Consider the following 12,607-nt stretch of genomic DNA (forward strand, 5'->3'; position numbering starts at 1 on the left):
AGCCGTCCAGCATCGAGCGGCTCCCGGGTCTCGCGCGGCGCCATGACGACCGGCTGGAAACTGGCAACCGGAACGGGCTATTGCGAAGTCGACGGAGATCTCGTCTTCCTCGACCTTGTCCGGGACAAATATTTCGCGCTGCGCGGGCAAGACCGCGCGGCCTTCGAGCGGCTTCGGGCAGGCGAGCCGAACGACAGCGAGGCGATGGGGCGTCTTGTGGCGACAGGATTCCTCGCACGGTCGAGCGAGCCGACGAAGCTCGATCCGGCCTCGCCTCACATTCCGGCCAACGATTTGTCGGCGGTCGCCGACGGACCGACATCGCTCCGCATGGGTTTCGCAGCGTCCCGCGCGCTGCGCTGGGCAAGACGTTCGATGCGGCCAAACCGGATCGCGTCAACGGTGGAAGCCATGCGGAACGCAAAGCTTCGGCTCGGCGTGCCGGGCGCCGAAGCGGCGGTTCGGGGCATCGCTTCATCCTATGCAGCATCGCGCTGGATGGCGCGGACCCCGCCACGATGTTTGATCGACGCGCTAGCGCTCGACCACATCCTCCTGTCGCACGGCCTAGGCGCGCGGCTGGTTTTTGGGGTGCGTCTCAGCCCCTTTGCCGCACATTGCTGGTTACAGAGTCCCGGCGCGGTGTTGACCGGAACCTCGGCCGAGGCCCGCAACTTCACACCAATATTGGCGATCGGATGAAACGCGGCATTCTCGCACTTGTGGGAACCACGTCCGGGGGGCTGGCGCTTGCGGCAGCTGCCGAGCGCCACGCATTGCGATGCGTTCAGAATGCGGGCGCACTGACCGTCTATGCAGGCGCCGGCATTGCTGACCAAGTGATGGAAAGCGGTGCCCTATTGCTCGGGGACATTTATTCGCTTTCGGGCGCTACCTGCCACGCGCCCGGCGACGGCTGGGGAAGCTATCTGGCCTTCACCGTCGACGATGCATCGGTCGAGATCGCGCGCGCCGCGCTCACCGGCATGCCGATCTACTGGACCCGGTTTGAAGACGGCTTTCTGCTTTGGAACGATCTCGAGCTGGTCGCGCCAATGCTTGGCATCGGGTCATTCGATTGGCAGTTCATCGCCGGGACTTTGGCGTACGCCAATCTGCGGACCGAACGGACCGGGCTTGAAGGTGTGAGCGAGCTATTGCCCGGCAGCTGTGCCAAGTTTTTGGCCGAGGAGTCAGCTGTCCAGACTTTGTGGACGCCTTGGAAGGCTGTCTCGCAGCCCGATCTTCGACCAGTCGCTGAACTTGCGCTAGACCTCGAACGTCGGTTCCTTGGGTGCTTGCGAGGCTGGTGTGGGAATCGGAGCGACATCCTGCTCGAGCTGTCGGGCGGACTCGACTCTTCGATCGTCGCGGCAGGCCTGTCATCGGCGCAAGCCAATTTCTCTGCCGTCACTTTCGTTTCGTCCGGTGCCGACGGCGACGAGCGTCCCTACGCGCGCGCCGTCGCGGCGCATTGCGGTGCTGAGCTTCTCGAAATGCCCCACGCGGATACCGGCATCGATCTGGTATCGCTACCGCCTGTCCTTCACGCGCGGCCCTCCGCCTATGGCGTGCTCGGCGGGATCGACGATGCCTTCGAATCGGCGTTCCCCGTTTCCGATGCCGCGATCTTCGGGGGCATCGGTGGGGACAATATCTTCGATTTCGACACGAGCGTCGCGCCGATCCTCGACGCCTTTCGTCATTTCGGGCCGCGGCGCCCTGCATTCGAGACGATGCGCGACGTCGCGCGCGCGGGCGATGCAACGGTCTGGCAGGCCGCTCGCTTGGCGTATCGGGCGGTGCGGGACGGCCCGAGCGGCTGGCGCCGTGAGACCGGCTTCTGCGTCGCGGACCAGGTGCCGGCCTCGCCGCCGGCTCATCCCTGGGATGCGGGCGAGGAGGATGCGCCGCGCGGCAAGCGCAACCATGTGCGCGCGCTTCGGCGCATCCTCGACTTCGTCGACCGGCCGCGCCGCTGGCGGGACCGCGATGTCGTAGCGCCGCTGCTTTCACAGCCGGTGGTAGAATTTTGCCTTACTGTTCCGAGCTGGGCGTGGGTGAGGGGCGGTCGCGACCGCGCGGTTGCCCGCGCCGCATTCGCGTCGCGACTTCCGCCGGAGGTCGTTTGGAGGCGCGGCAAAGGGCGGCTCGATTCCCTCTGTACCGCAAGCTATCTTCGCCAGCGCGGTGCGCTCGCCGACCTCCTGCTCGGCGGGCGGCTGGCGGAACGCGGGCTGCTGGACAAGCCTGCGATCGAGACCTACCTCGCGCACGATCTCGTCGAGGGCGACTTCGCCTATTTCCGGCTGCTCGAAATCGCCGATGTCGAACGTTGGGTGCGGTCGGTAGAAGCCTCGCCCTTGATGGGGCCGAGCAGCCGCCAGCGACGATACTGATCGGCCTTCGCTGGATCGGGGTCGATCTCGCCTTTGAGCCAGAAGCGGAACCAGTCGAGATTGCGCTCATAGGCCGCGAGCTTCTGGCGGGGTTCGACCTTCAGATGCGGGGCGAGGGGGAAGAGGTGGGTCTCGCCGAGACCGTTGGTAGCAAGCTTGCTCATCAGTTCGGCCGACTGGCGCGCTTCGCTCTCGGGAAGTTGCAGCAGCATCGGCGCCGTGATCATATCAATATTGAGCGCGGCCGAAAGCGCCTGCCACTCGGCAGGTTCGGTATCCGGCGGGCCGAGCTTCCAGTTCTGCCGGATATTGCGGGCGAATGTCTCGCGGCCCGGGCGAGCATTGTACCAGTAATACGTGGGTTCGATCTGGACCGAGGCGATCGAAACCGCCTTGAGAAGATCGCTGTGCATGGCAGTCCATACCGCAACCTCGCTTCCGAAGCTGAGACCGCCCATGCCGACGCGGCTGCGATCTATCGTTCCGCGCCGGTCGAGGGTGTCGATCGCGGCCCGCACGGCTTCCATGCCGATCTGGTAGCGATCCTGCGCGATCTCGCCGCCTGGGAGGACGTCGATGCAGAGCGATGCGATGCCGCCCGCGGCAAGCGCGCGCAGAGGCCATTCGTCGCCTGTTCCGCCGCGCAGATATCCATTGCAGCGATAGTAGGTGACGAAGAGCGGCAGCCGCCCGGGGATCTTCGGGCGGATGAGTATGCCCGACGCACGGCTGCCGCTCACCTGCCACGCGATCGTTTCGACAAGGAGCCCGTCGCGGCCAGGAAATGAATTTGGGGAATCGATGATCTTCTTGCGGCCAGAGGCCTCGATCCGGACGAGGCGGGGTGAGACCGACGCGGCCGCCTCGACGCAAAAGATTGCTTTTTCGCCTGCAGCGCAGGGCTTGCTGTCGCTCCGCCCACTCGAGAGCTGTCCTGCCGAGACCGCGATCATCTTGAACTTCGCCGACGCGGGCGTCCACACATGCAGGGTCGTTTGGCCCGATTGGGCGCGGAGTGCGATCAGGACGCGGCCGTCGGCAAGCCCGCTCCGCCATGCGATACGCTCCGCATCGTTCGGGCAGCCGCTCGCCGCGACGCAGACGCCGCGCTGCCGAAGAATGCCGCGGAGGCTTTCGGGGATGTCCGGCCCGGGCGCCGGCTTGAGCAGGGCGCGTTCAGCGTCGTTCGCCGGGCGCTCGCTGGTGCCGGATGCGTCTCGGGCAACGACAGCGCGCGGTGTATCTTCGAGCAGCGGCACGCGGTCGAACCAGTCACCAGAGAAGCGCTGCGTCGAAGGACGTCCATTGATTGAGGCGCCGCGATAGAGGGGTTGGGCAAGATCGACGCGCGCGTCGAACAAGATACCGGTGTCGCGCTCGGCCTCCTCTGCCCGCGCGATCGCATCGCGCGGAGGTCCTTCGCGCGAGATGACGGTACCGTCAGCGGCGATGGCAAAGGCCTCGATTTCGCCTTCGCTTGGCCCGATCTCGTGGAATCCCGACCCGTCGATGGGACTCACCCACAGGCCGATTCGTCCGTCGACAAGGGCACGGACAACGACTGCCTTGCCGTCGGGCATCCATGTGGCTTCGCCGGGCAGGACGCTCCCGGCGTCGTTCCACATCGCGGTGCCGAGTCGTCCGAGCGCGCGGGGAGGGGCGGTGGCGTCCGTGGGCGCTAGATACCAGTCGATATCGATCCGGTTGGTGACGGTGGATGGGCGCTCGACCCGATAGGCGATCCAATTTCCGTCAGGAGAGACCGCGAGCCCCGACAGGTCGGCAATCTCGGCGATTTCGCGCGGGGTCGTCTGGCTGGCCGCGGGCGATGCCGCGGCCAGGAGACAGCCGAGGATCGCGGCTTTGCTCACCATCGGATGGTGGCCTGGAGCGACATCATGCGGCCGAGCGGGCTCGCCTTCTCGGGGTCGTAGCCGAGCGCGGACGACACGCTGCGGTTGTTCACATAGGGCGGATCCTTGTCGAACAGGTTGGTGATTCCAAGGCTGAGCCGCAGGCCCCGCCCTTCCACGCCATCGCCGCCCCCGATGCGCTGCGAGATGCTGAGGTCGAACGTGGTCCAAGAACCGACCCGCTCCATCGGCGTCACGACCTGGTTGAGATAGCCGTCGATGTAGTTGACGAAGGCATTGGCCGAGAAGCCGCCCGTCGCCCAACCGAAGCGACCGCGAAGGCGCCATTTGACCGGCTTGGCATAGGTGCCGACGACATCGACCTGCGGCCCGCCCGGAGTCAGTTGCTGTTTTATCGAGAAGATATGCGTGCCCGCGATGCCGAGGTCGAGCGTTCCGCCCGCGAATGCGGGGGAATAGCCGACATCGAAATCGATCCCGCGCTGGCGTTCGGCGGCGAGGTTGCGGATGCGACCGTCCAGGATCGCGGCGACCTGGCCCGGCGCGATGTTTGCTGCGTTCACGAAGCTGGGACGTGCGAAATATCCCTCTACCAGTGCCAGCGACGGATTGTCGGTGATCAGCCCGCCGAAGCGCGCCCGGTCGACAAGAAAGCGGGTGTAATCCTCGCTCGCCGTCCCGATGCGGTCGCGATAGTCGACGTCATAATAGGTGACCGACGCCTTGAAACCGGCAAGCGACGAGGGGGCGACGTCGATGCCCGCGGTCCAGGTCGTCGCTCTTTCGGGACCTACGTCCGGTGCATAGCCGAACAGGCCGAGTATGTTGGTCGTGCCCGTCGGCGAAGCGGGGTCGGGGACCGCTTCGGTCTGAAACAGCGAAATCGCCTCGCCGATGAGCTCGTCGAAGGCGGGCGCGCGGAAGGATTTTCCGTAGGACCCGCGCAGCGCAATGCCCTGGAACGGTTCCCATCGGACGCCGACCTTGGGATTTTCGCTTCGGCCGACGTCGCTGTATTTCTCGGCGCGCCCGGCCAACGAAATGTCGAGCCTGCGGAAACCCGGCATCCCGTTATCCGGCCCGAAGACCGGCACGAGCAGTTCAGCATAGGCTGCGCGAACCTTCCGCACGCTCGGAATGATGTCGAATGGGTCGGTGAAGGGCGTCGCGAGGCTGAATCCGTTGACGGTGTAATAGTCGAAATTCTCGCGGCGATACTCCGCGCCGATCGCGAGCCGGACCTCGCCGCCGGGCAGGCGGAAGAGCGGGCCGTCACCGCGGAGCGCCGCCGACCAGCTTTCGAAATCATTGACCGACTGGAATGTGCCGCGAATGCTGTCGATGGTGACCGGATTGTTTGCGGTGCCGTTTCCGAAGACGTTGAATGCGGTTGCTCGGTTGGTGTCGGCAAGCGCCGCAGCAAGGCGCGGGCGATTGACGAGATTGGCCTTGTTCGCGATGCCGCGCTGATGGCCATAGGCGCCGCCGACCTGCACGCGCCAGCGGCCAATTTCCTGGTCGAAGCCCGCTGAGGCGGTGAGGCCGCGCGCCCGGCCGCTGTCGATCTGCGGTCCCAAGTCGTTCACGAAGCGATAGGCGACGCTGACCGGCTGGTTCGTGCCGATCGGATCAACGTAGAAAGGATTGGTAACCGGCACCCGCGCGGCCTGGATGAAGTCTCCGGTACTGACGCGGCTGTAGCGGCGCTGCGCCGCGAGCGCGCTTGCGCGAAAGGTCAACGTGTCGGTAAGGTCGAATTCGGCAGCGGCATAAAGGCTGTGAATGCGCGTTCTCGGCAAAATGTCGCTGTTCACGCGACCGTCGTAGCGGTTCTGGACACCTGGAATCAGCTGAGCGGCAGTCAATGCGCGGCCGTCTTGTCCGGCCGGGATGCCAAACCGCTGTCCATTCGCGGCCGTAATCGTCCCGGGCACCGCGAAGTTGGTCCGATAGTCGGGGCCTCCGAAGGCCCGCAGATCCTCGCGCGCGAAATCGCGGGAGGCGCCCGCGAGCGCACCGCGCTGCGAGTATTGGTAAGCAAGCACCAGCCGTGCGCCGCCGAAGTCACGACCAAAGATTTGGCCGAACTGCAACTCGGTCGTATCGCCATCGGCGGTGCCCGCGCGCAGCATTGTCTCGGCTCCCTCGAAGCGACTCCGCATCCGCACGTTCACCACCCCGGCGACCGCGTCGGCGCCGTAGATCGCCGATGCGCCGTCGATCAGCACTTCGATCCGTTCGACCGCGCCTACCGGGATGAGCGAGATGTCGGCGAAGACGCCGCCGATCCCGCCAAGCGCTGGGCGCGCATTGTCGATGAGGACGAGGGTCGACGAGGTCCCGAGGCCGCGCAGGTTGATGCTCGAGCCGAAAGTCGAATCCGAACCCCCGCCGTTCCGGGTCGTGGTCGTCGAGACTGCCTCGTTGGGGCCGCCGCCAAATGCCTGTGGCAGTGATTGGAGCATCTGCTGAACAGTGCCATAGCCGCTCTTTTCGATGGCTTCGCGGTCGATGGTGACGACCGGAGAACCGGTCGGTCCTGCACCGCGAATGCGCGAGCCTGTAACGATGATCGCTTCGCCGTTCGTCTCAGTCGATCCAGTCTCCCCGGCATCGACGTTTCCCGAGCGAAGGACCCATGCGCCTTCGACGAGTTCGATCGTCAGGCCCGTGCCGGTGAGGAGTCGGGAAAGGGCGGCGTCGGGAGAGAGTCGCCCGCGGACACGGTTGCTGCGTCGGCCTTCGAGCAGGCTCGAAGCCGCGATGACCTCGCGGCCGGAAATGTCCGAATATTTGCGAAGTGCGTCGCTAAGGCGCTGACCCTCGATATTGTAGGTCTGCTCGCCCGTCTGCGCACACGCGCTGGGTGCATAGAGTGCGGTCGCCGAGACGCCCGAAGCCAGAACGGCCGCGAAAAATTTCATCGTCATTCATCCCTCCCGTGCGGCCGATTTTGGCCGTCTGAAGGGAAAAAATGACGGGGGCTCCGAACACCCTATGGGTTTTTCTTGGGTGTCCTACTCGGATTTCGCGCCGAGAATCGGTCCGTTCGCACCGAACTCGACCTTGAGATCGAGCGCGGCGCCGAGCTTCAGCGCAAGTTTCCGGGCATCGGTCATGTCGAAGCGTCCCGTCACCTGCAGCGATGCCAGCGCCGGATCGGCCAAGCTGATCTTGACGCCATTCTCGCGGCCAGCGCGGTCGAGGATCGCGCCAAGCGGGAGATTGTCGGCCCACAGTGATTTGGCCGGGGCGTTCGCCTCCTCGCTCTTGATCGTCTGGGGGCCGGTCGACCTGACCTCGGCGCGTTCGCCGGGGCGGAGGCGAAGTGCCTTTCCGCCTTCGAGGCGCCGCACTTCGACCGAGCCTTCGACCAGCGCGATGCGCGGAACATCCGCGCGGAGATCGACCTCGAAGATGGTGCCGAGCGCGCGCGTGACCGAATCTCCGGCCTCGACGAGAAAGGGACGCGACGCGTCGTGTGCGACCTCGAACCTGGCTCGGCCGTCATACAGAATGACGCGGCGTTCGCCGTCCGAGAAGCGCGTCTCGATGCGGGCGCCGTCCATCAGCGTCACGCGCGTCCCGTCGGCGAGCTGGCTCTCGCCTTGCGCCGAATTGGTGGCGATGATCGGCTGATCGCTGTCGCGGCCGACCAGATACCAGGCGAACCCGACCGCGATCACCGCAGCGAGAATTGTGGCAAAAGCCCATCGCCGCCCGCCGGGTTCACGCTCCCGGGCATCGGCCCGAACATCGGCCTCGATCCGGGACGGCGACATCGCCGCAGACCAGTTCCAATTGTCGCGCGCTTCGTCATAGGCCTTGGCGTTGTCCGGCTTGGCCAGCCATTCGTCGAACGCCGCCCGGTGCTGGTCGGCATCGGGGCCCATCATCTTGTCGAGCCAGGCGGTGGCTTCGCTTTCGGCGCGGCTCACTGCTTACCCCGCGCGCGCTTGATGGCGGCAAGGGCTTTGGTCATGTGGCTTTCGACCGTCTTCACGCTGATTCCCTTGATTCGAGCGATCTCGGGATAGCGTAGTCCTTCGAAGCGATGCATCAGGAAAATCTCGCGCGTGAGCGGAGATAGCCTCGAAATGGCTCTTTCTGCCCGGCGAAGGACGTCGCGCGCTTCGAGCGCGGCGTGCGGGTCGCTCGCTCCCTCATGCTCGTCACTGAAACTGTCGTGCTGCGACCGGTGACGGCGCCCGTCGGCGCGACCATATTCGGCGAGGAGCATCCGGGCGCTCTTCACGAGATAGGCTCCGGGGCCTTCGACCAGCGCAGCGAGGCCGCCGCGCGCGCTCGCAAAGCGGCTGAAGACTTCCTGCACAAGGTCGCCGACATCTTGGGTCGGCGCGCGGCTCTTGAAGAAGCGGGTTATTTGGGGGCGGTGTTCGGAGTAGATCGCCTCGATGCGCGCCGATCGGCCGAAGCGCTCCCAATCCTCTGGCGGCAAGGGGTCGCCGCCGGCAATACCCGGTCGCTCGCTGTCCTTGTCCTCGAAGTCCATACCTGCCGCCTTCCCGTTCGGGACGAAGGCGGCAAGCCGGGCGTTGAGAACTTGCTTAGCGAACAAGCGCCGCCGCCTTTAGCCCGAGGGCTTGGACATGCGCAGCGGCCACCCGGCAGGATGGAATAGGAAAACTAAGCTAAGCAGGTTCTCACGCCTGGCACCGTGCGCCTTGCCCGATGCACCTCAAAGCATAGCTTTGCCCCTGTCGCTTGCAAGCCGGCTGTGCGGAGATAGGTCCAGATCGAGTCAAATTCCTGCGGACCGCGAGGCTATTTCGCGCCCTTTAGTTCGTCGTCGAGTGAGCATTCGGTGACCATCCCCGAAAGGTCGGGAAGGGCGGGCAGCCCCGAGGGGCCGGGTCCCGTGTCTGGCTTGAAAGCAGGCATCATGAACGACGGGAAATTGAACTCTGGAGGATTTTCGGCCGCGAGCGTCTTGCCGACCTCGGCGAACGGGTGTTTGAAAAAATGTTGGTTGAGCGCGTCGGCGATACCCTTTTCCTTTCCGGCACGCGCCAACGCAAGAACCGCATCCCCGTCCTTCCAGTCGATCGGCGCCTTGGACCGCTTGGCCTTTTCTTCCTTGAGAAGATAGAGAGCGTCGGCATCGATCGTTCCGCTCGTCCATATCTCGAAGCGATGTTCGGCTTCTCGTAGGGCGGCATGGTTCGCATAGTGCGCACGAAAGATCGGAATCTTTTTGAGCCAGATTTCGACCTCAGCGCGCGACAGTGATCCGCCGGGCTCTTTGCCTTTACATTCGATCGCTGTCACCGCGCTCGACTGCTGGGTGATGGCCTGAACGTCTATGTCCGCGGTCTGGCCGGTCGCAGGATTTCGCGCGGTAACCCCCATATCGATAGAGATAGCGCTTCGCCGGGCGAGGTAGCCGACCACTAACTCGAATAGGATGCCGCGCAGGTTGAGGCTGCGTCCCTCGATGTCGAGCAAATTGTCGAGGAGGTATGTGAGCCGCTCAGGACTGGACGATGCATATTTGGCGGCATTTTTTAGGACTTCGCATAGTGACGCAATCGCCACCCCAACCCGTTTGCCGAACAGATCTTTCGGCGTGGCGAGCATCACGCCCGCGGCATGGCCAGCCTTCATTGCTTCGCCGGTAAATTCTTCCGCGACAATGATCGACAACACCCCGATATTCTTGAGGGTCGCCTTGAGCATCCTCGCCTTGCGGATGAAGAACTGGATTTCGTCGGCGGTAAGCCGCCCCTCAGCGAACACGTCGGCGACAATGAAGCCGGGCTTGCCGCCGGGACCCTGGAGCGGAAGCAGGTAGCTCGGGCCGGCGAAATCGAAGGCGAAGGGGCCGATGGGCTGGAGTTCTTCGTCGCCGCGGATGCGGATCAGATTGTAGCTCGCAAATCCGATCTTCCTCGCCCATTCGCGCATTCCGTCGAGCAGAATCCCCTCTGTGAGGTCGCGGGCCCTTAGTCCGGCAGGCGTGCCGAAAGCCAGCGACGGCGCGAGCTCGAAACATCGGCCGTGGTCGATATTATGTATTTCCTTGATGAACCCTGCGGCGATCAGGCGTTGCGCGACCGTCTCGACCGGCAGCTGTCCGCGCTGCGGGATGACCGTCGCGCCGCTGATCGACGCGAATTGGTCGGCACGGATGAGGCCGCCGCGTGCGATCATGCCATCGACCGATGCAGCGAAGACCGAATTGGTCGCGCGCATGTCGCGAATGAAATTCTGCCAGAAGCGTTCGCTGTTCCGATCCTTGTCGAGATAGAGAAAGGCTTCGCGCTTGGGCAGCATCGGGACTGGAAAGCGGCGTATCGGTTTTGCGACCCGAGCGACGCGCTGGCGCGCTGCCTCTGGGCTCGCTCCGGCAGCGACGAGCGCCTCGACAATCAGCGACGAGCGCGATGGGCCATGCTCTGAAAGATATTGCGCGATGGTGGTCATGGTCGATGTCACACTGCTTAATTTATTAATTTAACTACCCTGTGCCTCCTCGTTTTTCAACCTTCGATATGAACTCAAATTTTTCAAATACTTAACGAGACGATTTTTGGACGTCCGCGCGGCGCGATGTCACAGAGCCATTTCGAACGACTGAAAATCGTCGCCGCACGCTGCAGCCGCAACTGCGCTGGGCCTTCGCTCGGTCAGTGATGGTAGAGCGGGAATTGCCGTGCGGTGGTCGGGCATTCGCACGGGGCGAGCACCGATATCGCTCGAGGCAAGACGCGGAAATGCGCAGGCGTCGCGGTGACGATCTCACCGTCGGTGTTCACCGGCATCGGCCGCCGCGTCTCGATATCGAACTCGACGCATTTGGCGGTGCGCACTTCCTTCCACGCGCCATGCGTGCCGGACCGGAAGGCGCGAAGCATGAGGGCGAGCTTCCAGAGGTTTTTGACCTCGAGACTATAAAGATCGAGCGTGCCGTCGTCGATCGCGGCATTCTCTTCTACGACATTACCTCCCCCGTAGAGACGCCCGTTGCCGATCGCGACCTGATAGGTGCTGACGGTCCTCGACTCGCCCTTCTCCCTGATCCTCGCCCGGAACCGCTGGGCAGCCAGGATGACCCGCAGCGCGGCGACGGCATAGCCGAGGCGGCCGAACCTTTTCTTGATCGCCGGGTCGAGCTTCTGCGCAAGTTCGCTGCTGATCCCGATGCTCGCGACATTGAAGAAGGCATGGCCATTGACCATGCCGACATCGATCCGTCGGCTGTGACTCTCGACAATGACGTCGGCCGCCGCCGCGAAGTCGAGCGGGATCGACAGGGTGCGCGCCAAGTCATTCGCGGTTCCGGCGGGAATGATTCCCAGCGGCAGGCCGCTCTCGATCACCGCGGGCGCGGCGGATGAGATCGAACCGTCGCCGCCGCACACGACAATGATATCGGCGGTCTGATGCAAGCGTGTCACGTCGCGTGCAATTTCGGGCAAGCTCTCGAACGGCTCGACCGTCACCAGAAGGCCGCCGGCAGCGAGGCGCTCGCGAACGGGAACGAGCGCCTGCTCGCCCTGCCGCGCCTTTGCATTGTGCAGCACGAGGGCGCGCGTACCTTTGGGCCACGGCATCGACACGATCCTGTTCAGCAGAGTTACGACCGTCGAGCGCGTGCCTTCAGAAGAACCACGCCCGATAGAGCAGGCCTATATATCGCCGCGACGAGGCCGGGAAGCATCCGTATCGATGCAGCTCCCTTTTCGGCTTCGTCATATCCTTGGCGCGATCGCTCGCCCTGATCGCTCTTCCATTTTCGAAGTTCGACCGGTCCCACCCAAGAGCGCTCCGCCAATCTGGTCGGCGGCGGCGCCCGCGCAAGCGAGGCGTAGCCTCACTCCTCCGCTGCGCTTCGGCCCTTCGGGTGCGCAAGCGCCTCAAGCCGCCGACCCGCCCGGCTGCACGCCCGGGATGGTCCCGGGCAAATCAGCAGGAGTATCGACATGGCGAGCATCGGCATCGTCAGCGGCAGCATCGAGAAGGGCTTTGTGGGCCAGCTCATCACGCTGTCGATCAAGGCACCGATCGAGATACGCCCCAACCGCGGCAAGGCGAGCGATGTGCAGCCCGACTATCGCGTTTGGTCCGATGGCGTCGAGATCGGAGCCGGCTGGATTCGCGTCGCCGAGCAATCGGGGCGTCCCTATGTCTCGCTCTCGCTCGCGACCCCCGAGTTCGGGCCGCGGCGCATCTACGCCAATCTCGGGCGGGCCGCGGGGCAGGATCGCGACGATGTTTTCGCGATCATCTGGACACCCGCCGACTGAGCGGCGGCCATCTTGCGGCATCCTTGCGCATCGGAACAATCTTCCGGGTGCAAGGGTGCCGCCACCT

General features: G+C 64.5%; 9 protein-coding genes. 3 read left to right on the forward strand and 6 right to left on the reverse strand.

Annotation, left to right across the window (positions count from 1 at the left end; translation table 11 throughout):
* The first annotated feature begins 42 nt into the window (after nt 1-42).
* Both ATE70_RS19765 and ATE70_RS19770 read left to right on the forward strand, forming a co-directional pair.
* A complete protein-coding gene (locus ATE70_RS19765; RefSeq protein ID WP_037553313.1) occupies nt 43-702 on the forward strand; it encodes a lasso peptide biosynthesis B2 protein in 660 nt (219 codons plus the stop codon).
* Nucleotides 699-2,399, forward strand: coding sequence for an asparagine synthase-related protein (locus ATE70_RS19770; protein ID WP_039579005.1), 1,701 nt, complete (start codon nt 699-701; stop codon nt 2,397-2,399). Before ATE70_RS19765 ends, ATE70_RS19770 begins: the two co-directional genes overlap by 4 nt.
* Here ATE70_RS19770 and ATE70_RS19775 read toward each other — a convergent pair.
* From ATE70_RS19775 to ATE70_RS19800, 6 genes are all read right to left on the reverse strand, one after another.
* The gene (locus tag ATE70_RS19775) at nt 2,300-4,273 is read right to left on the reverse strand and encodes an Atxe2 family lasso peptide isopeptidase (RefSeq protein WP_037553315.1); all 1,974 of its coding nucleotides are present in this window, start codon (nt 4,271-4,273) and stop codon (nt 2,300-2,302) included. The genes ATE70_RS19770 and ATE70_RS19775 overlap by 100 nt on opposite strands.
* Nucleotides 4,267-7,203: a TonB-dependent receptor gene (locus ATE70_RS19780; RefSeq protein WP_052181959.1), complete on the reverse strand. Its 2,937-nt coding sequence runs from the start codon at nt 7,201-7,203 to the stop codon at nt 4,267-4,269. Before ATE70_RS19780 ends, ATE70_RS19775 begins: the two co-directional genes overlap by 7 nt.
* Nucleotides 7,204-7,290: 87 nt before the next feature.
* On the reverse strand, nt 7,291-8,211 hold the full coding sequence (locus tag ATE70_RS19785; protein ID WP_052181960.1) for a FecR family protein: 921 nt from the start codon (nt 8,209-8,211) through the stop codon (nt 7,291-7,293).
* On the reverse strand, nt 8,208-8,852 hold the full coding sequence (locus tag ATE70_RS19790; protein ID WP_136173115.1) for an RNA polymerase sigma factor: 645 nt from the start codon (nt 8,850-8,852) through the stop codon (nt 8,208-8,210). The genes ATE70_RS19785 and ATE70_RS19790 overlap by 4 nt, the downstream gene beginning before the upstream one ends.
* Before the next feature lie 206 nt (nt 8,853-9,058).
* A complete protein-coding gene (locus tag ATE70_RS19795) occupies nt 9,059-10,717 on the reverse strand; it encodes a hypothetical protein (protein ID WP_037553316.1) in 1,659 nt (552 codons plus the stop codon).
* A 203-nt stretch (nt 10,718-10,920) separates the two neighbouring features.
* Nucleotides 10,921-11,847: a lipid kinase gene (locus ATE70_RS19800; protein WP_052181962.1), complete on the reverse strand. Its 927-nt coding sequence runs from the start codon at nt 11,845-11,847 to the stop codon at nt 10,921-10,923.
* A gap of 369 nt (nt 11,848-12,216) precedes the next feature.
* Here ATE70_RS19800 and ATE70_RS19805 point away from each other — a divergent pair, with 369 nt between their 5' ends.
* Nucleotides 12,217-12,540 (forward strand): DUF736 domain-containing protein, encoded by a 324-nt coding sequence (locus ATE70_RS19805; RefSeq protein WP_037553318.1) that lies wholly within the window; start codon nt 12,217-12,219, stop codon nt 12,538-12,540.
* The last annotated feature ends 67 nt before the right edge of the window (nt 12,541-12,607 follow it).

The organism is Sphingopyxis sp. H053, from assembly GCF_001468225.1.
Lineage (GTDB): Bacteria > Pseudomonadota > Alphaproteobacteria > Sphingomonadales > Sphingomonadaceae > Sphingopyxis.

Excerpts from the sequence above, each read along its gene's own strand:
- ATE70_RS19800 (WP_052181962.1), bottom strand. The coding sequence starts at position 11,847 with ATGCCGTGGCCCAAAGGTACGCGCGCCCTCGTGCTGCACAATGCAAAG.
- ATE70_RS19775 (WP_037553315.1), bottom strand. The coding sequence starts at position 4,273 with ATGGTGAGCAAAGCCGCGATCCTCGGCTGTCTCCTGGCCGCGGCATCG.
- ATE70_RS19765 (WP_037553313.1), top strand. The coding sequence starts at position 43 with ATGACGACCGGCTGGAAACTGGCAACCGGAACGGGCTATTGCGAAGTC.
- ATE70_RS19780 (WP_052181959.1), bottom strand. The coding sequence starts at position 7,203 with ATGACGATGAAATTTTTCGCGGCCGTTCTGGCTTCGGGCGTCTCGGCG.
- ATE70_RS19770 (WP_039579005.1), top strand. The coding sequence starts at position 699 with ATGAAACGCGGCATTCTCGCACTTGTGGGAACCACGTCCGGGGGGCTG.
- ATE70_RS19805 (WP_037553318.1), top strand. The coding sequence starts at position 12,217 with ATGGCGAGCATCGGCATCGTCAGCGGCAGCATCGAGAAGGGCTTTGTG.
- ATE70_RS19795 (WP_037553316.1), bottom strand. The coding sequence starts at position 10,717 with ATGACCACCATCGCGCAATATCTTTCAGAGCATGGCCCATCGCGCTCG.